A 17,844-nucleotide genomic window follows, 5' to 3' on the forward strand; every position below is an offset into this window, starting at 1 on the left:
ACGACATGTTAAGGATGAGAGATGCATCATATGTTGACTTGGCTCAACGAAACGCTGATTACAGCGAATAATGAGTTACCTGAGTGGCTTGCATCTGATAACCGACTTCAGCCATGTCCGTACTGGCTGAATCAACATGCAACGTACCTTCTACCCAGTACGGAAGATGTAGCTGGGCCAGTTCAACGCCCTTGGCGCCTTTGACATAGACGATCTGGTTGGACGGAGGCGGAGGTACATGAATGCAGGCACCGTAATAAGGTACAAGCAGGAACTCGGTGACTTCCCCTTCCTCAGTCACCATGATTGGCACGATGTAGCCTGGGAGCTTGACCTCCTGACCTTCCAGCGCTTTTACCACGGGAGCATTGGGTGATTGCTGCAAGGCGGCAGGCCCACTTTCATCCAGTGAGCCCTGATGCAAGGGTACAGGTGGCGGAGGCGGCGGTGCGCCCTCCGGGATCAGCTCCCCCCAGGAAAGCGCGCGAGGCGCTGCCCAGATGGAGGAGGTGAACAGCAGGGCAAGCACCAACAGCACGCGATACATGGACGCTCCGGTCTTTGAGGCTATAAGCGAACGGACAGGCCGTCGGCCAGGGATTGACGGTAAGCGCGCCAGGCAGGAACACAGCCCATCAACAGCGCAGCGATCAGGATACCGCCCAGTAACGTCCACTCGTAACGTGAAGGCCATTCCAGAGGCAGATACAGGCCATAATAAGCCTGTACGGGTGCCTGCGCGATAGCAATCGCCACATAGAGAAGGGCAAGCCCGGCCACGACACCTGCCAGTGCCAGCGCGAAGGCTTCGGCTACCAGCAGACTGAAGATATGCCACGGGCGGGCGCCCACCGAACGCAGGATAGCCATCTCTCGCCGCCGCTCATTAAGGCTGGTCAGAATAGCCGTCAGCATGCCGATCAGGCCGGTTAGAACCACAAACAACGAAACGATGAACAGCGCCTGCTCGGCGGTGCCCATCAGGCTCCAGAGTTCCTGGAGCGCAACACCGGGCAATATGGCCATCAACGGCTCTCCCCGGTATTCATTGATGGCGCGCTGGAGACCAAAAGTGGCGACTTTACTATTGAGGCCGAGTAGCACGGCGGTAATGGCCTTGGGTGTCAGGTCCATCTGGCGGGCTTGGTCTGCGCTAATCTTGCCTGCGCCACGTGCCGGTGCACCGTTCTGCCAGTCCACATGAAGAGCCTCCATGCCCTGAAGGGAGATATGCAGTGTTCTATCCACTGGCGTGCCCGTCCGCGCGAGGATACCCACTACCGTGAACGGCTTGTCCCCATGCTCGACCAGGCTGATTGTGCTGACTCCATGGGCCAGGACAATGTGGTCGCCCAGCTTGTAATGCAGGGCTTGAGCGACTTCGGCACCGAGCACTACATCATAGATATCCTGGAAAGGCTTGCCTTCGCTGAGCGTGAGCGCCTGGTTGCGCCCATAGTGGTAATGCTCGAAATAGGCCTGGCTGGTACCCAGCACCCGATAGCCGCGGTGGGAGTCGCCCAGTGAAAGCGGAATGGCCCATTTGACTTTGGGGTTTTCGGCCAGCTGGGTATAGCTGTCCCAGCGAATGTTGTTGGTAGCGTTGCCAATGCGAAACACCGAATACAGGAGCAGGTTGACCGCTCCGGAGCGTGCGCCAACCACTAGGTCAGTTCCGGAAATGGTACTGGCAAAGCTGGCCTTGGCCTCGGTGCGAACACGTTCGACTGCCAGCAAAAGACAGGCTGATAGCGCGATGGCGAATACGGTCAGGAGGGCAGTAAAGCGACGATTGGAAAGGCTGGCGAGTGCCAGGCGAAACAAGTACATCTCACACCTCTGCCGGTCGCGCCGCGCGGTTGAGTTCAAGCAGGGACAGGCTTCGGTCAAAAAGCGGAGCCAATCCCTGGTCATGGCTGACAAAGAGCAGGCTTGAGCCGGCGGCGCGGCATTCGGCGAATAACAGGTTCAAAAAGGCCTCTCGAGTATCGGCATCAAGCGCTGAAGTGGGTTCGTCTGCAATAACCAGTTCGGGTTGACCGATCAGGGCGCGCGCTGCCGCTACACGTTGCTGTTGCCCAATCGAAAGAGCTCCTGCGCGACGCTCTCCCAGGGTACGCTCACCCAGCCCCAGAGCGGAAAGCAGGGCACGCGCCGCTTCTGCCTGGCTGCCATGGCGCTCTTTGGCGCGCTGCGAGCGCAGGGCCGAAAAATGGCAGGGGAGTTCGACATTCTCCTGAACAGATAGAAAGGGCAGCAGGTTGAACTGCTGAAAGATATAGCCGGTATGGTCGACGCGGAAGTGATCACGACGCGCAGAAGACAGGCTGGAGAGGTCTTCTCCTAATAACCTGACGTGTCCACGGTTTGGCTTGTTTACACCGCCGAGCAGGCCCAGCAGGGTAGTCTTGCCACTACCTGAGGGGCCTTTTAGAAAGGCGGCTTCGCCGCGCTGCAACTGAAAATGAGGGATATCCAGTAGCTCGGGCTGATCGGGCCAGGCGAAGCCCAAGTCGTTGAGTTCGATTAATGCGCTCATGGTGGCCTTGGCATAAAAAGAACGGGCAGCAAAGTAGGGAGGCTACCCGTTTTAAGGGGAACGGTTATAGCGCGAGGCGAGTTTGGGCAGGCGTCAGCTCTTCACCTTTCTGGCCTTGAGCGGTAATGGCTTGGACATTGACCTTGTGTGTGGCCGGGAATTGCTTGAACAGGCCCGCCAGGTCCAGCGCAGTCAGCGCTTTTGGATTTTCACAGGCGAGGGTGTAGTCCGCGTCGATGTCGCTATGAGCGTGCTCGTGCTCGCCCTTGGCATGGCTATCATGATCGTCATGGTCATGGTCATGGTCATGGTCATGGTCATGGTGCTCTTCAGAACCAAATAGGGGGCTGTCCAGATCAGTCTTGCTTACTTTGCAGCCTGCGGCGGCTGGGATGCCAAACAAGGTAATCGGGTTGGCCAGCTGCTGCTTGGCCATTTCGACGGCTTTCTTGTCCTGATCGGACTGGGCCTTATGCTCAAAGCCCACCAGGTTCATGGCAGGGCTGTGTAGTTCCAGTTCCAGCGAGTTGCCATCCAGCGCGACGTTGAGTTGTGCGACGCCATGCTCATGGGCGCTCAGGCTTCCATGTGAGTGATCATGTTCATCGTGGGCAAAGGCAGCAGTAAGAGGCAATACGGCAAACGGCAGGGCAAGCAGCAACGAACGCATGGTCAGCTCCATTGATGGATTTGACTGTATGTTATGTCGTAACAAAAGATGACCGCAATAGAAATGCTCTCACTCGATGGCACGTGGCATCATAAGACATGGTTCAAAAAAGGCGATAACGATGATCCGTATCCAAGGGAAAATAGGCACGTGGCCAGTGGATCTGACGGTCGAATTGGAAGCAGAAGACTGGACGCGTCTTGCCGAGGGGCTTAACCATGCTCAGCCTGTGCCGTCCAATACACTTGTTCCGGTGCCAAAGACCCATAGCGATCCCCTGTGGGAGTCGGTGCTTGCGTTGGTTGAGCAGGAGCGGCGTATCGAGGGGCCTCATCTGCTGAGTGCGCTGGAAAAGCTGGCGGGTAACGTGGGGTCAGCCAAGCAGCTGATTGTACGGCTGCGGCATAACCCGAATATCCGGATCGAGAAAACAGACGAGGCACAGGTGTTTGTGTGGGCGGGCACCGGCCAGGAGCCAGCGCCCGACGGGCATCAGTAAAGCGCCTGATAGAGACGACGACGGTAGGTTGCAACCAGCGGGTGTTCGTTGCCGAGTAGATCGAACACCTGCACCATGGTCTTGCGAGGAAGGTCCTCACCATAGGTGCGGTTGCGCATGAATAGCTTGAGCAGGGCATCCAGGGCCGCTTCATATTGCTGGCGCGCCAGTTGCTGGACGGCAAGCTGATAGGTGGCTTCGTCATCGGATGGATCCTGAGCCAGGCGCGCCTTCAGATCGGCTGCATCAGGCAGGCTGGCAGCTTGGCGCAGGAACGTCAGCTGTGCCTTTGCACCTGCCAGCGCCTGCTTGTGATCGTCACCAGTGACTGCACCCAGTACCGTTTCAGCCTCATCCAGTTCGCCGCGCTCGGCAAGGCAGCGCGCATAGAGAATCAGCGCGGGCGCATTGGTATTGTCTTCACCTAAGAGCTGCTTGAGTACGGCCTCCGCTTCGCCAGCACGACCTTCATCAAACAGCAACTGTGCGGCGTCCAGCGGGTTCTCGGCCTCGGGTGCAGGCGCCTGTACATGCGGCTCCAGCATGGCGCGAACGGCAGATTCAGGCTGTGCACCCGCAAAGCCGTCAACCGGTTGGCCGTCCTTGAACAGGACGACCGTCGGCAGGCTGCGAATGCCGAAACGCATTACCAGTTCCTGCTCGATATCACAGTTGACCTTGGCCAGATGCAGTGCACCGCCAAAGGACTCGGTGATGCTGGCCAGCATAGGCATCAGTACCTTGCAGGGCGCACACCACTCGGCCCAGAAATCAACCAGTACGGGCGTGTTGAACGACTGCTCCATGACCTTCTGTTCGAAGTTCTCAAGCGTCGCATCAAAAATGTAGGACGTGTCCTGGCTCATAGACAGACTCGGGTAACGAAAAGATGAACTATATGTGGAGACGCGCCTGCCGAAAACAACCTTCAGCAAGTACGTTGTGCGTGGTAGAGATTAACCCATCTGAATTCAGCCGGCTCGGCAAGGTCCGGCCAGGTGCAGGCCTCCCGGCTTGCTAGCGCTGTATACCTAGGGTGGTCAAAATTCTTGACTCGGGAATCCGCTATCAGCACGCTTTGTCCGCGGCTCAGAAAATCGTCCAGCAAGGGCAGGTTCGCACGGTCGTACAGCACATCGGCCACAATGATCAAATCGAAACGGTCGGCCTCAGCAAAGAAGTCGTCGAAGTATTCCAGCGTCACCTGATTCAGGTCCGCATTCGCTCGGCTGGCGGCCAAGGCCAGCGGATCGCAGTCACAGGCCACTACTTCAGCGGCCCCCGCCTTGGCAGCAGCAATCGCGGCAACCCCTGACCCGCTGCCAAAATCGAGCACGCGCCTGCCTTGTACCCACTCCGGCTGCTCGGCCAGCCAACGGGCCAGTACCAGACCGCTGGCCCAGCAAAAACTCCAGTAGGGTGGGGACGCCAGCAGTCGTTGTGTTTCTTCGGGTGAAAAGGCCCGCTCCATGTTGGCGGGATCGATCAACCAGAGCGCGATGTCGCATCCCGGCAGGGATTGAATACTCAGTTCAGCATCACCCAGCAGATCCCTTAGCGCTGCTCGCAGGGTGGCGGGTGGGGTCATGGAGTCTGATCCAGCACTAATTCGCCCAGAACCTGGGTATTAGGCTGACTGATCTTGACGGGAGACAGGTAGCAGACCAGCTGACCGGATTGACTGACGCGAGCGTGCAGTTCGACCTTGGCGTTCTGGGGAAATACCTCTGGATTAAAGGGCAGGCGGAACGCCAGGGCCTTGCCATTGCCTGTCAATGTCTCGCTGGCGAGCAGCCGCTGGGGACGGTCCTGACTGTCGATCACCAGCATGGCCACTTCAACTTGTGCACCTGGTGCGATGGCGCCGTCTGGTGTCCGTAACGTTCCAGAGACCTCCCGCAGATTTCCGGGACGCGGCGCACCGGCCACCGGCTCGGGTTCTTTGGCAGGTTCTGCCGGTGCAACAGGCTTTTCAGAGCAGGCTGCAAGCAGGCTTATCAACAACACGGGCAACAGCGGGCGCAACGACATGGTAACGGCTCCAGGGCAGATTCGGCGGCGCATTCTTATACAACCCACGACCGGCGGGAAGAGGATTGTGTCACGGAGCCGCCAGACGTGTTCTGTCGATTCTTGAGGCCTTGCAAGGTTCCTTCTCAGGCAGGATGCGCTACCATGGCCCTCCGTTTATTTCGGCTGCTTCTGACATGCACTGTCCTTTTTGCGGTGCCCACGATACCAAGGTCATCGACTCACGCCTGGTTGCAGCAGGCGAGCAGGTGCGCCGTCGTCGTGAGTGCCTGAACTGCCAGGAACGTTTTACAACGTTCGAGACCGCTGAGCTGGTCATGCCGCGCCTGATCAAGCAGGACGGTACTCGCCAGCCTTTCGACGAAGAAAAACTCAGGGCCGGTATGCAGCGTGCGCTGGAAAAGCGCCCGGTCAGTATCGAGCGTCTGGAAGAGGCGATTGCCTATATCAAGCACAAGCTGCGCGCGACGGGCGAACGCGAGATCAAATCCCGTGTCGTGGGTGAATTGGTGATGGAAGAGCTACGCAAGCTTGATGAGGTTGCCTTTATCCGCTTCGCGTCCGTTTATCGTCAGTTTCAGGACCTGTCCGAGTTTCGTGAGGAAATTGATCGGCTGGCCCGTGATCCGAGTAAAGCCTGACCGCTGCAGTGGGTCATTTGTCGCTAGCCCATTGCTGGCAGAGGCTCTACTTCGCTATAGTCGCTCCGGTCTTCAGGGCGGGGCGAGATTCCCCACCGGCGGTAAACCACGTGGTGGCAAGCCCGCGAGCGCTCCGATGCGTCGGAGGTCAGCAGATCTGGTGTGATTCCAGGGCCGACGGTCATAGTCCGGATGAAAGAAGATGCGTCTGTCTGCGCGTGCCGGAAAGCGTACGCGTGCAGCTTTTGCCTATTTGCCCTGAAACGTTCACTCATGTTTAGCGAGGACGTTTCATGTCTACTGTCGATTCCTCTGATCATGCTGGCGCCGCCAGCCGCGGAGGCAATCCCAACGCTTCGGAACCGGCCGATCAGTTCTACATGACCCGTGCGCTTGAGTTGGCGCGTCAGGGTTTGTACTCCACCCATCCCAACCCCCGCGTGGGCTGTGTCATCGTCAAAGATGGCCAGGTCATTGGTGAGGGCTGGCATGTGCGTGCTGGCGAACCCCATGCCGAAGTCCATGCGCTGCGTCAGGCAGGCGCGCGTGCACAGGGCGCGTCCGCCTATGTCACGCTGGAACCCTGCAGTCACTTTGGCCGTACGCCGCCCTGTGCCGACGCCTTGGTCAGTGCTCGGGTCGGACGCGTGGTGGCTGCCATGCAGGATCCGAATCCACAGGTGGCCGGCCGTGGTCTCAAGCGGCTCGCAGAGGCAGGTATTCAGGTGGCCTGTGGCGTACTCGAAAATGAAGCCAGGGCGCTTAACCAGGGATTTATCAAGCGTATGGTCACGGGCCTTCCGTTCGTACGCGTTAAGCTCGCCATGAGTCTGGATGGCCGAACAGCGATGGCCAGCGGTGAAAGCCAATGGATTACCGGCCCGGCCGCTCGTACTCAGGTGCAGCGGTTGCGTGCGCAGTCCAGCGTCGTATTGACCGGTGCCGATACGGTATTGATGGACAAGGCTCGGCTGACCGTGCGCGCTGAAGAGCTTGGCGAGACGGTGGAGCAGGCTGCGCTTGCCATGGGCCGCCAACCCCAGCGTGTACTGGTGGACAGCCGATATCGCGTCCCGCTGGATGCGGCGTTCTTTCAAGCAGGACCTGCCTGGGTCGCGGCCCTTTCAACTGAGCGAGCAGCGCAGTACCAGTCCCAAGGGCATGAGCTGCTGGCGCTTCCCGGGGATCAGGGGCATATCGCCCTGCTGCCGTTATTACAGCTTCTGGCTGACCGTGGCGTGAATGAGGTGCTGGTCGAGGCTGGCCCCCAGCTGGCCGGTGCGTTCGCGCGGCAGGGGTTGGTCGACGAATTCCATTTCTTCATGGCGCCCAAGCTGCTGGGCTCGACGGCGCGTCCGTTGCTGGCGTGGCCGCTCGAGATCATGAGCGAAGCGCCTGAGCTTGAAATCATCGAGATCACGCCCGTGGGCCGTGACTGGCATATCGTGGCCAAACCCATTTCAGGCGCCCCGGCGCCCCTTATTTCTGACGTTTCGAGGTAGACATGTTCACTGGCATCATCGAAGCCATAGGCTCGATCGCCGCGCTGACGCCTAAAGGTGGCGACATGCGCGTGTATGTACAGACCGGCAAGCTGGATCTTGCCGATGTAAAGCTGGGTGACAGTATTGCCGTCAGTGGCGTATGCCTGACGGCCGTAGAGCTTCCCGGTGATGGCTTCTGGGCGGACGTAAGCCGCGAGACACTGGCGCGTACGGCCTTTGTTGATCTGAAGATTGGCAGTCGGGTCAATCTTGAGAAGGCTCTGATGCCAACCAGCCGTCTGGGTGGTCATCTGGTTAGCGGGCATGTGGATGGCGTGGGTGAAGTGGTTTCACGCCAGGATAATGCCCGCGCCGTACAGTTCCGTATCCGTGCTCCTCGCGAGCTGGCGCGCTATATTGCCCTGAAGGGGTCGATCACCGTTGATGGCACCAGCCTGACCGTTAATGCGGTGGATGGCGCCGAGTTTGAACTGACCATCGTACCGCATACCCTGGCCGAGACCATCATGGCGGACTATCGCCCCGGCCGTAAGGTCAACCTGGAGGTAGATCTGCTGGCCCGCTACCTGGAGCGCCTGCTCATGGGTGACAAGGCTGCCGAACCGCAGAAGGGTAGCGGTATTACCGAACAATTCCTGGCCCAACACGGCTATCTCAACTCCTGAGCGTAAAGGAAGACCTCCGTGGCACTGAACAGTATCGAAGAAATTATCCAGGACATCCGTGAAGGCAAGATGGTCATCCTCATGGATGATGAGGATCGCGAGAACGAAGGCGATATCATCATGGCGTCTGAATGCGTGCAGGCTGAGCACATCAACTTCATGGCCAAGCATGCTCGTGGTTTGATCTGCATGCCGATGAGCAAGGAGCGCTGCGAGGCGCTGAACCTGCCGTTGATGGCAGCCCGCAATGGCTCGGGTTTCGGCACCAAGTTCACCATCTCCATCGAGGCGGCCGAAGGGGTGACGACAGGTATTTCCGCTGCAGACCGCGCACGTACCGTACAGGTGGCTGCGGCTAAAAAAGCAACGGCCGCCGATATCGTCAGCCCAGGCCATATCTTCCCGCTCATGGCTCAGCCGGGCGGTGTGCTGGCCCGTGCCGGACATACCGAGGCGGCTTGCGATCTGGCGCGCATGGCAGGCTTTGAGCCGACCGGGGTGATCTGTGAGGTCATGAACGATGACGGCACCATGGCCCGTCGTCCGGAGCTCGAAGCCTTTGCCGAAGAGCATGGGCTGAAGATCGGTACGATTGCCGATTTGATCCACTATCGTCTGCTGCACGAGCATACCGTCAAGCGGATCGACGAACAGCCACTGGAAACCGAGCTGGGACGCTTTAATCTGGTCACCTACCGTGACGAGGTGGAAGGTGACGTTCATCTGGCGCTGACTATGGGTACCATCAAGAGTGATGAACCGACCCTGGTGCGCGTGCATAATATGGACCCGCTGCGCGATCTGCTGCTGGTGAATCAGGAAGGCCGTTGGAGTCTGCGCGATGCCATGACCAAGGTCGCGGAAGCTGGCAAAGGCGTGGTGTTACTGCTGGGGCATTCCCTGGCAGGCGACGACTTGCTCACTCACCTGCGCGAGCCGGTCAGCAAGCCCAAGCCGCAGAGCACATACAGCACCGTAGGCGCTGGTTCGCAGATCCTGCGTGACCTGGGCATACGTAAGCTTCGTCTGCTCAGTGCACCGATGAAGTTCAATGCCATATCCGGCTTTGACCTTGAAGTTGTAGAATACCTGCCTCCCGTATAAACCGGCCTACGGATGGCCTGAACGGTGCGATGGTTGATGACCGTCGCGCCGACGATCGGATTTATTTGCGGGGCGTACGAAAACGCCCCGGTTCTTTAACAGACGAGACCTGCTCATGACCGTGAAGACCATTGAAGGTACTTTCATTGCCCCAAAAGGCCGCTTTGCCCTGGTGGTTGGCCGCTTCAACAGCTTTGTGGTTGAAAGCTTGGTTGAAGGTGCCGTAGATGCCCTGGTACGCCATGGTATCCGCAAGGAAGACATCACCATTATCCGCGTTCCTGGCGCCTTTGAAATTCCGCTGGCTACCCTGAAGGCTGCTCAGCGTGACGAATATTCCGCCATCATCGCGCTGGGCGCTGTGATTCGTGGTAGCACTCCGCATTTTGACTACGTTGCTGGCGAGTGCACCAAGGGCCTGGCGCAGGTTTCCATGGAGTTCGGTGTGCCGGTCTCCTTTGGCGTGTTGACGGTTGATTCTATCGAGCAGGCCATCGAGCGTTCGGGCACCAAGGCGGGTAACAAGGGTGCCGAAGCGGCGCTGTCTGCTCTTGAAATGGTGAGCCTGCTGTCGCAGCTGGAGGCCAAGTGAGCGCTGTAGACGGCCAAAAGCCCAAAGCTCCGCGCGGCAAGATTGCTGCGCGTCGTGAAGCCCGCAGCCTTTCGGTTCAGGCGTTGTATCAGTGGCATATGGCGGGGCAGGCGATCAACGAGATCGAAGCCCAGTTCCGTGTGGACAACGATTTCGCCAATGTTGATGGCGCTTATTTCCATGAGATCCTGCATGGCATTCCCGGCCTGAAAACCGAGATCGATGATCTGATCACCCCTTGCCTGGACCGCCCACTGGAAGACGTTGATCCGGTTGAACTTGCGATCCTGCGCATGTCCTGCTACGAACTGCGCAACCGTATCGATGTTCCCTATAAGGTCGTTATCAACGAGGGTATCGAGCTGGCGAAGGTGTTTGGTGCAACCGACGGGCACAAGTTCGTCAACGGTGTACTGGATAAGTTGGCGCCCAAGCTGCGCGCTGCTGAATTACGCGCCAAGCGTTGACTGTAGCCATGACCGAGTTCGAGTTGATCCGCCGTTATTTTGCTGCCGCGCGCTGCGCACAGCCACGTAAGGATATCGCGCTCGGTCTGGGCGACGATTGTGCCTTGCTGATGCCTCGCCCGGGCGAGCAACTAGCGATTTCTACCGATACGCTGACAGCCGGGGTGCATTTTCCTGAAGTCTGCGATGGCTTTCTGCTGGGGCAACGTGCCCTGGCTGTCAGCGCCAGCGATCTGGCCGCCATGGGGGCCGCACCCCTTGGTTTCACCCTGGCGTTGACGCTGCCGGATGTTGATCCAGGCTGGCTGGAGCGGTTTGCTCAAGGACTCGATCACATGGCTGCGGCCTGTGGCCTGGCCTTGATCGGCGGTGATACAACCCGTGGGCCGCTCTCTCTGACCCTGACTGTCTTTGGCTCCGTACCCCACATGCAGGCGTTGACGCGGTCGGGTGCCCAGCCGGGCAATTTACTCTGTGTCGGCGGTGCGCCTGGAGAGGCTGGCGGAGCCTTGCCCTTTGTCTTGGGACAACGCCAGGAGCGGGGCGCCTACGTTGATACGCTCGTGGCGCGCTACTGGTCGCCGGCGCCTCAGTTCGAGTTGGGGCTTGCGCTAAGAGGTCGGGCTACCGCAGCGCTGGATATATCCGATGGACTCCTAGCTGACTGCGGTCATATCGCGGCCGCTTCGAACGTCAAGCTGATCATTGAGAATGAAAGGTTGCCGGTCAGCCCTGCATTGGCGGCACTGTTCGAGCCTGAGCAGATTCGCTCACTGGCAATGTCCGCCGGTGATGATTACCTGCTTGCCTTTACATTGCCTGCACAGTATCTCAAGTCATTGCAGGCAGACTTCCCCCAGGTAGGTGTCATTGGGCGCGTTGCCTCTGGGCAGGGGGTCCAGGTACAGGACGCCATTGGCCGGGATGTCACACCCTTGCGGGGCGGTTATCAACATTTTGCGATGAAGCCATGACGTATCGTGCTGGTGATTTATCTGTCCTGGGAGCCCTCTCGTGAACAGACCTGTTACCTCAGGGCCGGCTACACCGGCGGTGTGGCGTAATCCCTGGCATTTTCTAGCCTTTGGCTTTGGCTCAGGTACGTTGCCTAAGGCACCTGGTACCTGGGGCTCCCTGGTGGCGTTGCCCTTTGTCCCGCTTTGGCATCTGTTGCCGGACTGGGGCTATTGGCTGCTGCTGGTTGCGCTGATGATATTCGGTTTCTGGCTGTGTGGCCGTGTTGCGGATGACATGGGTGTGCACGATCACGAAGGTATCGTCTGGGACGAAATGGTAGGCATCTGGATCACTTTCTGGATGGCTCCGGCCGGCTGGGCCTGGTGGCTGGTGGGGTTTGCCGTGTTTCGTTTCATGGATATTCTGAAGCCCTGGCCGATCAGCTGGCTTGATCGTCATGTTCAAGGCGGCGTCGGTATCATGATTGATGATGTGCTGGCCGGTGTGTTTGCCTGGGCAGTCATGCAGGGACTGGGCTGGAGCTGGGCGCATATCGGGACGCTGTCCTGATCGCAGGCGCTACAAGGAGGCGGTGTGGTGCGCAAATGGATCGGTATCGGTGTATTGAGTCTGCTGCCTGCGCTGGTAACTGCCGCGCCTCAGGTTCAGGTGGTAGGTCTGTTCAACGGCGCAGCCGTAATCAATATCGATGGTCAGCGCAAAATGCTCAAAGTCGGTCAGCGACAGGGCGAGGTCGAGCTGGTCAGCGCGACGAGCCGGGAAGCGGTGCTGCGGATTGGAGAAACCAATCAAACGTTCATGCTTTCACGTGAATACAGTGACGGCTTTGCTGCGCCGCATAAGCGCCAACTTAGCATTGCTCGCCGAAATGACGGCCACTATTGGACGTCGGGCTCTATAAATGGCCAGCCTATCGAGTTTCTGATCGACACCGGCGCTTCGACTGTTGCCATGAACGAAGAGCAGGCGAACCGTCTTGGGTTGGATTACCAGAAAGGGCGGCCGGTACAGGTCAACACGGCAGGCGGAACCCGAAGGGCCTGGCTTGTACGCCTGGATCGCGTCAAGGTTGGCACCATTGAGGTGCTGGGTGTCGAGGCCATGGTGTTGGCAGGCGGTCATCCGACAGAAACGCTACTGGGCATGAGTTTTCTCAACCGGGTTGGCTGGCGCGAGGATCAGGGCGTTCTGTATGTCGAGGCCAAGAACTGACGTGATAGCTTCAAGCGCAATAGCCTCATAGCCTTTATGACTGAGCCGTCTCTGTTCATGGATGGTATACTATAACCCTCTTTCCGATAGGAGCCTGACGGTGTCTGTCGTTTTCGTCGCCGCATCCCAATTACCTACGCCCTTTGGCATTTTTACCATGCATGGCTTTCTCGATGAGTCCGATGGTAAGGAGCACGTGGCGCTGACCTTTGGCGATATTGCCAACGGTGAGCCGGTGCTGGGGCGTCTACATTCCGAGTGTCTGACGGGTGATGCCCTGTTCAGCCTACGCTGCGACTGCGGCTTTCAGCTGGAGGCGGCAATGCGGGCCATTGCTGAAGAAGGCCGTGGCGTTATCCTGTACTTGCGTCAGGAGGGGCGTGGTATTGGTCTCTTGAACAAGATCCGCGCGTATGAGCTGCAGGACGCAGGAGCTGATACGGTTGAGGCCAATGAACGTTTGGGATTTGGTGCAGACCAGCGTAACTACAGCCTGTGCAAACCAATGCTCAAGCATCTGGGCGTCAATGCATTGAAGCTGATGACCAATAACCCTCGCAAGGTCAAAGCCCTAGAGGATCTGGGAATTACCGTAGCACAGCGTGTACCGCTGCAGACGGGCCTCAACCCTCATAACAAGCGTTACCTGGCCACCAAGGCTGGCAAGCTGGGCCATATGCTCGGCAATATCCATCAAGGCGAAGTCCTTCCTTCCTGATGAAGGCAGGCAGGCGCTGTTCGGTTCTGACCGGCGTCTGCCTGCTGTTCTGCTGCGTTCTCTCCCAGGCCGCCGAACGCGTCATCAGTCTGGCGCCTTCGATGACCGATATCATGCTGGAGCTGGGCGTAGAGAGCCGCTTGGTAGGTGTACTGGATGCAGGCAAGCGTCCTGCTTCCTTGTCCGGGCTGCCTTCCGTTGGGCGTTATGGTCAGGTCAACATCGAAAAGATTGTCTCATTGCACCCTGACCTTATTCTGCTCTGGCCTGGTGCAGTTCCGCTTGCCCAGCGCGAGCAGCTCAGGCAGTTGGGCTATACCATTGAAACCCTGGATGTTCATCGGTTGGATGACCTGGCAGACGGGCTCGCTCGAATCGCTCAGGTGGTAGGTGTTCCTGATAAAGGGCAGCACTTGGCGATCCAGTTTCGTGAGCGACTCGCCGATATGCACGAGCGCTACAGGCAATTACCGACAGTGCGCGTGTTCTATCAAGTCTGGGACAAACCACTGTATACCGTAGGAAGCACGCAAATTATCAGCGATGCCATACAGGTATGTGGGGGCAGGAATATATTCGCTAATCTCTCACAACCGGCGCCGCAGGTGGGTGTAGAAGCTGTGCTCACAAGAAACCCCGAGGTGATACTGGCCATGGATCAGGCTCAGCTCGAACCATGGCGACAGTGGCCAACATTAAAGGCGGTGGCACACCACCAACTCTGGGCTGTAGGTGACAAGCGGCTTGAACGGCCCAGCTATGGCATGCTGGACGCAGTGGTCAGGCTGTGTGAGCTGATAGACAAGGCCCGCTAAGCGGGCCTGTCCCAACGTGTCCCGTCAGGGATTGCGTGAAGCGAGTACAAGCGGAACGGGCTCGGAAGCTGTATTGGCTTCAAGCTGTGCCAGGCGCTGCGTAACGGCCTTTTCGATGCCAAGTGCATCCAGTCCGCATTCAGCCAACATTTCACTCGGCTTGGCATGCTCGACGTAGTAATCGGGCAGGCCCAGATTCAAGATCGGCTTGAGCAGGTTTTCTCGGGCAAGGAACTCATTCACGGCGCTGCCTGCACCGCCCATGATGCTGTTTTCCTCGATCGTAACCAGCAGGTCGTGGCTGTCTGCGAGTGCCCGGATCAGGGCTTCGTCCAATGGCTTGACGAAGCGCATGTCGGCCACGCTTGCATCAAGGCCTTCTGCTACCTGCAAGGCCTCTTTCAACTGTACGCCAAATACCAGGAAAGCAACCCTGTGGCCTTGACGGCGAAGAACGCCTTTGCCGATTTCCAGTGGCTCAAGCCCTGGCTCAATGGCTGCGTTAGGGCCGCTGCCCCGTGGATAGCGAACAGCCGCAGGCCCCTTGAACTGGTAACCCGTTGTCAGCATACGGCGCATTTCGTTCTCATCGCTGGGCGCCATGATCACCATACCGGGAATACAGCGCAGGAACGACAGGTCGAAACTGCCGGCATGTGTAGGGCCGTCTTCACCCACCAGACCGGCGCGATCGATGGCAAACAGCACATCGAGGTTCTGTACGGCTACGTCATGGATCAGCTGGTCGTAGGCGCGCTGCAGGAAGGTGGAGTAGATCGCCACTACCGGCTTGGCACCATCACAGGCCAGACCAGCTGCCAGCGTCACGGCGTGCTGTTCGGCGATCGCAACATCGAAATAGCGGTCTGGATACTGCTCGCTGAAGCGGATGAGGTCGGAGCCTTCCTTCATGGCAGGTGTTATACCTACCAGTTTTGGGTCAGCTGCCGCCATGTCACATAGCCAGTCGCCGAAGATGTTCGAATATTTAGGACTACTAGGCTTCTTGGGTGCCGCATTCAAGGGCTCAAGCTTGGTGATGGCGTGATATTCGATAGGTGCTGCTTCGGCAGCGCTGAAACCCTTGCCTTTCTTGGTCACGATATGCAGGAACTGCGGACCTTTGGCGTCACGCAGGTTGCGCAGGGTAGTGATCAGCGTCGGCAGGTCATGCCCATCGACGGGGCCAATGTAGTTCCAGCCCAGCTCTTCAAACAGGGTGCCCGGAACCAGCATTCCTTTGGCAGCCTCTTCGGTACGGCGGGCGATTTCCCACGCACCAGGCAGCTTGGCCAGTACCTTTTTCCCACCCTCGCGCATGTTCTGATACGTGCGACTGGACAGGAGCTTGGCAAGGTAATTCGACAGACCTCCCACGTTATGGGAGATCGACATGTCGTTGTCATTGAGAACGACGAGCATGTCGGCTTCTACGTCGGAGGCGTGATTGAGCGCTTCGAATGCCATGCCTGCGGTCAGGGCGCCATCACCGATCACCGCAACGGACTTGCGCTTGCTGCCTTGCATGCGGGCAGCAATGGCCATGCCCAGCGCCGCGCTTATCGAGGTGCTGGAGTGGCCAACCCCAAAGGTGTCGTACTCACTTTCAGAGCGACGCGGAAAGGCAGCGACCCCGCCTTTCTGGCGCAGTGTACCCATCTGGTCACGGCGTCCGGTCAGGATTTTGTGCGGGTAAGCCTGATGGCCGACATCCCAGACAAGGCGGTCGTCGGGTGTATCGAACACATAATGCAGCGCAACGGTCAGTTCGATGACCCCGAGGCCGGCACCAAAATGCCCGCCGGTCTGCCCGACGGTATAGAGCAGATAGTGGCGCAACTCATCGGCGAGCGTTTCCAGCTCGTGCTCGCTCAGGTGGCGCAGCGCAGCCGGGGTGTCGATGCGGTCGAGCAATGGCGTGGCGGGCCGCTCGCGTGGAATCTCGTGCAGCGTCTTGGGCATCAGGTCATCGTTATAAGGTATGAAAGATCGAAGTTTACCCGAAGCCCTCCAGTCACCCAACAGTGAACCGTCATATAGAGCTTCGAGCTGTTCTGTGTGTGACTAGTGGCGGCGTTGGACGATGTAGAGTGCTAATGCCCGCAAGGGTTCGGCAGACTCGCCAAAGTGCTGCAAGGCCTGCTGGGCTTGTTCACACAATAGCTGCGCATAATGCTTGGCCTCATCCAGGCCCAGCAGGGCCGGGTAGGTTGGCTTGTCCCGCGCAACATCTGCGCCCTGGCGCTTGCCCAAGGTGGCGGTGTCGCTTTCTACATCCAGCACATCGTCCTGTACCTGAAAGGCCAATCCTACTGCGCGGGCATAGTGGCTCAGGGCATCCAGCTGCTCGAGCGTGGCCTTGCCGCTGGCCAATGCACCCAGGCGGACACTGGCCTCGATCAGTGCGCCAGTCTTGTGACGATGCATGATTTCAAGCGCCGTCTGGTCTATCTGTCTACCAACGGACTCAAGGTCAATGGCCTGACCGCCTACCATGCCGGCAGGGCCAGAAGCCTGAGCCAGGACATTAAGCATTTCCAAACGTGTCTCGGCCGTTTGCGGTGCGTTGGTCAGTATTTCAACTGCAAATGTTTGCAGTGCATCGCCTGCCAGAATGGCACACGCTTCGTCGTAAGCCTTGTGCGTAGTCGGACGGCCACGACGCAAGTCGTCGTCATCCATAGCCGGCAAGTCGTCATGCACAAGTGAGTATGCGTGGATCAGCTCGACGGCGCACGCAGCATTGTCGGCCTGAGAGGGCTCTCCCCCAAGGGCTTCGCAGGCGGCATAAACCAACAGGGGGCGCACACGCTTGCCGCCACCCATGACGCTATAACGCATTGCCTCATACAGGCGATCGAGCTCCGGACGTGGCGAGACGAACAGGGTGTCCAGCATGGCGTCGACACGTGCCTGACTGCGAGCCTGATAATCCTTGATCATGTGTCGTCGCCCTGTACGTCGAAGGGGGCTTCGGTCATGACTCCGTCGCGCTCGAGCAGAATCTGGACTTTCTGCTCAGCCTGACTCAGTGCACTCTGGCATTCACGGGTCAGGCGAATACCCTGTTCGAAGGCGCCCAGTGATTCTTCGAGGGAAAGCTCACCGCTTTCCAGGCGCTCGACCAGGGTTTGCAGTTCTGCCAGGGAGTGTTCGAAATCGGGAGCTTTCTTGCGGGCCATTGGCAATCTCGGGGGTGATACACAATCGCGGGACACTAGCAGAGGCGTGGAAGCCGAGTAAATACTTGCAGCGGAAATAAGAACGGCCCTGTCCAGGAGCCGATGGGGTAAGCGCTAGGACAAGGCCGTATACGGCTGGACAGACGCCAAGGCATCGGTCCGGGAGGAAGTGCACTCTATAAGGTGTTACCAAGCGAAACTGTTTGCTCGCTGGCCAATACACATA

General features: G+C 58.5%; 22 protein-coding genes and 1 riboswitch. Of the genes, 12 read left to right on the forward strand and 10 right to left on the reverse strand.

Features of this window, described 5'->3' with window-relative positions; genetic code table 11:
* Nucleotides 1-58: 58 nt before the first annotated feature.
* The 4 genes from HMPREF1487_RS11745 to HMPREF1487_RS11760 form a co-directional block, all read right to left on the reverse strand.
* Entirely contained in the window at nucleotides 59-547 is a 489-nt protein-coding gene (locus tag HMPREF1487_RS11745) for a DUF3299 domain-containing protein (protein ID WP_010796865.1), read from the reverse strand.
* Nucleotides 548-567: 20 nt separating this feature from the next.
* The gene (locus HMPREF1487_RS11750) at nucleotides 568-1,830 is read right to left on the reverse strand and encodes an ABC transporter permease (protein WP_010796866.1); all 1,263 of its coding nucleotides are present in this window, start codon (nucleotides 1,828-1,830) and stop codon (nucleotides 568-570) included.
* Nucleotide 1,831: 1 nt separating this feature from the next.
* Nucleotides 1,832-2,539 carry an ABC transporter ATP-binding protein gene (locus tag HMPREF1487_RS11755; RefSeq protein ID WP_010796867.1) on the reverse strand — a complete coding sequence of 236 codons (708 nt, stop codon included), beginning with the start codon at nucleotides 2,537-2,539 and terminating at the stop codon, nucleotides 1,832-1,834.
* A 64-nt stretch (nucleotides 2,540-2,603) separates the two neighbouring features.
* The gene (locus tag HMPREF1487_RS11760; RefSeq protein ID WP_010796868.1) at nucleotides 2,604-3,209 is read right to left on the reverse strand and encodes a DUF2796 domain-containing protein; all 606 of its coding nucleotides are present in this window, start codon (nucleotides 3,207-3,209) and stop codon (nucleotides 2,604-2,606) included.
* A gap of 121 nt (nucleotides 3,210-3,330) precedes the next feature.
* Here HMPREF1487_RS11760 and HMPREF1487_RS11765 point away from each other — a divergent pair, with 121 nt between their 5' ends.
* A complete protein-coding gene (locus HMPREF1487_RS11765) occupies nucleotides 3,331-3,708 on the forward strand; it encodes a hypothetical protein (protein WP_010796869.1) in 378 nt (125 codons plus the stop codon).
* Here the strand turns inward: HMPREF1487_RS11765 and trxA are convergent.
* From trxA to HMPREF1487_RS11780, 3 genes are all read right to left on the reverse strand, one after another.
* Nucleotides 3,702-4,574 (reverse strand): thioredoxin, encoded by an 873-nt coding sequence (gene trxA, locus HMPREF1487_RS11770; RefSeq protein ID WP_010796870.1) that lies wholly within the window; start codon nucleotides 4,572-4,574, stop codon nucleotides 3,702-3,704. The genes HMPREF1487_RS11765 and trxA overlap by 7 nt on opposite strands.
* Before the next feature lie 62 nt (nucleotides 4,575-4,636).
* Nucleotides 4,637-5,296 (reverse strand): class I SAM-dependent methyltransferase, encoded by a 660-nt coding sequence (locus tag HMPREF1487_RS11775; protein ID WP_010796871.1) that lies wholly within the window; start codon nucleotides 5,294-5,296, stop codon nucleotides 4,637-4,639.
* The gene (locus HMPREF1487_RS11780) at nucleotides 5,293-5,739 is read right to left on the reverse strand and encodes a YbaY family lipoprotein (protein ID WP_010796872.1); all 447 of its coding nucleotides are present in this window, start codon (nucleotides 5,737-5,739) and stop codon (nucleotides 5,293-5,295) included. Before HMPREF1487_RS11780 ends, HMPREF1487_RS11775 begins: the two co-directional genes overlap by 4 nt.
* Before the next feature lie 176 nt (nucleotides 5,740-5,915).
* On the opposite strand from HMPREF1487_RS11780, the gene nrdR reads away from it, so the two are divergent.
* The 11 genes from nrdR to HMPREF1487_RS11835 all read left to right on the forward strand — a co-directional run bounded on the left by nrdR (nucleotide 5,916) and on the right by HMPREF1487_RS11835 (nucleotide 14,436).
* Nucleotides 5,916-6,380: a transcriptional regulator NrdR gene (gene nrdR, locus HMPREF1487_RS11785; RefSeq protein WP_010796873.1), complete on the forward strand. Its 465-nt coding sequence runs from the start codon at nucleotides 5,916-5,918 to the stop codon at nucleotides 6,378-6,380.
* Between the two features lie 64 nt (nucleotides 6,381-6,444).
* Nucleotides 6,445-6,588, forward strand: a riboswitch (FMN riboswitch).
* Between the two features lie 172 nt (nucleotides 6,589-6,760).
* A complete protein-coding gene (ribD, locus tag HMPREF1487_RS11790; RefSeq protein ID WP_037030721.1) occupies nucleotides 6,761-7,882 on the forward strand; it encodes a bifunctional diaminohydroxyphosphoribosylaminopyrimidine deaminase/5-amino-6-(5-phosphoribosylamino)uracil reductase RibD in 1,122 nt (373 codons plus the stop codon).
* Between the two features lie 2 nt (nucleotides 7,883-7,884).
* Nucleotides 7,885-8,550: a riboflavin synthase gene (locus tag HMPREF1487_RS11795; RefSeq protein WP_010796875.1), complete on the forward strand. Its 666-nt coding sequence runs from the start codon at nucleotides 7,885-7,887 to the stop codon at nucleotides 8,548-8,550.
* Between the two features lie 18 nt (nucleotides 8,551-8,568).
* On the forward strand, nucleotides 8,569-9,654 hold the full coding sequence (ribBA, locus tag HMPREF1487_RS11800; RefSeq protein ID WP_010796876.1) for a bifunctional 3,4-dihydroxy-2-butanone-4-phosphate synthase/GTP cyclohydrolase II: 1,086 nt from the start codon (nucleotides 8,569-8,571) through the stop codon (nucleotides 9,652-9,654).
* Nucleotides 9,655-9,769: 115 nt separating this feature from the next.
* Nucleotides 9,770-10,246 (forward strand): 6,7-dimethyl-8-ribityllumazine synthase, encoded by a 477-nt coding sequence (ribE, locus tag HMPREF1487_RS11805; protein WP_010796877.1) that lies wholly within the window; start codon nucleotides 9,770-9,772, stop codon nucleotides 10,244-10,246.
* Nucleotides 10,243-10,713, forward strand: a complete 471-nt coding sequence (gene nusB, locus HMPREF1487_RS11810) for a transcription antitermination factor NusB (protein WP_010796878.1) — start codon at nucleotides 10,243-10,245, stop codon at nucleotides 10,711-10,713. Before ribE ends, nusB begins: the two co-directional genes overlap by 4 nt.
* Nucleotides 10,714-10,721: 8 nt before the next feature.
* On the forward strand, nucleotides 10,722-11,687 hold the full coding sequence (gene thiL / locus HMPREF1487_RS11815) for a thiamine-phosphate kinase (protein ID WP_010796879.1): 966 nt from the start codon (nucleotides 10,722-10,724) through the stop codon (nucleotides 11,685-11,687).
* A gap of 40 nt (nucleotides 11,688-11,727) precedes the next feature.
* Entirely contained in the window at nucleotides 11,728-12,240 is a 513-nt protein-coding gene (locus HMPREF1487_RS11820) for a phosphatidylglycerophosphatase A family protein (protein ID WP_010796880.1), read from the forward strand.
* 24 nt (nucleotides 12,241-12,264) lie between these two features.
* Entirely contained in the window at nucleotides 12,265-12,903 is a 639-nt protein-coding gene (locus HMPREF1487_RS11825) for a retropepsin-like aspartic protease family protein (RefSeq protein WP_010796881.1), read from the forward strand.
* Between the two features lie 100 nt (nucleotides 12,904-13,003).
* A complete protein-coding gene (gene ribA, locus HMPREF1487_RS11830) occupies nucleotides 13,004-13,621 on the forward strand; it encodes a GTP cyclohydrolase II (protein WP_010796882.1) in 618 nt (205 codons plus the stop codon).
* Nucleotides 13,621-14,436 carry a cobalamin-binding protein gene (locus tag HMPREF1487_RS11835; protein WP_010796883.1) on the forward strand — a complete coding sequence of 272 codons (816 nt, stop codon included), beginning with the start codon at nucleotides 13,621-13,623 and terminating at the stop codon, nucleotides 14,434-14,436. The genes ribA and HMPREF1487_RS11835 overlap by 1 nt, the downstream gene beginning before the upstream one ends.
* Before the next feature lie 24 nt (nucleotides 14,437-14,460).
* Here HMPREF1487_RS11835 and dxs read toward each other — a convergent pair whose 3' ends face one another.
* The 3 genes from dxs to HMPREF1487_RS11850 all read right to left on the reverse strand — a co-directional run bounded on the left by dxs (nucleotide 14,461) and on the right by HMPREF1487_RS11850 (nucleotide 17,618).
* Nucleotides 14,461-16,398, reverse strand: a complete 1,938-nt coding sequence (gene dxs / locus HMPREF1487_RS11840; RefSeq protein ID WP_010796884.1) for a 1-deoxy-D-xylulose-5-phosphate synthase — start codon at nucleotides 16,396-16,398, stop codon at nucleotides 14,461-14,463.
* 102 nt (nucleotides 16,399-16,500) lie between these two features.
* Nucleotides 16,501-17,379: a (2E,6E)-farnesyl diphosphate synthase gene (ispA, locus tag HMPREF1487_RS11845; protein WP_010796885.1), complete on the reverse strand. Its 879-nt coding sequence runs from the start codon at nucleotides 17,377-17,379 to the stop codon at nucleotides 16,501-16,503.
* Entirely contained in the window at nucleotides 17,376-17,618 is a 243-nt protein-coding gene (locus HMPREF1487_RS11850) for an exodeoxyribonuclease VII small subunit (protein ID WP_010796886.1), read from the reverse strand. The genes ispA and HMPREF1487_RS11850 overlap by 4 nt, the downstream gene beginning before the upstream one ends.
* Nucleotides 17,619-17,844 lie beyond the last annotated feature (226 nt).

The sequence above is a fragment of the Pseudomonas sp. HPB0071 genome (assembly GCF_000478505.2).
GTDB classification, from domain to species: domain Bacteria; phylum Pseudomonadota; class Gammaproteobacteria; order Pseudomonadales; family Pseudomonadaceae; genus Chryseomonas; species Chryseomonas luteola.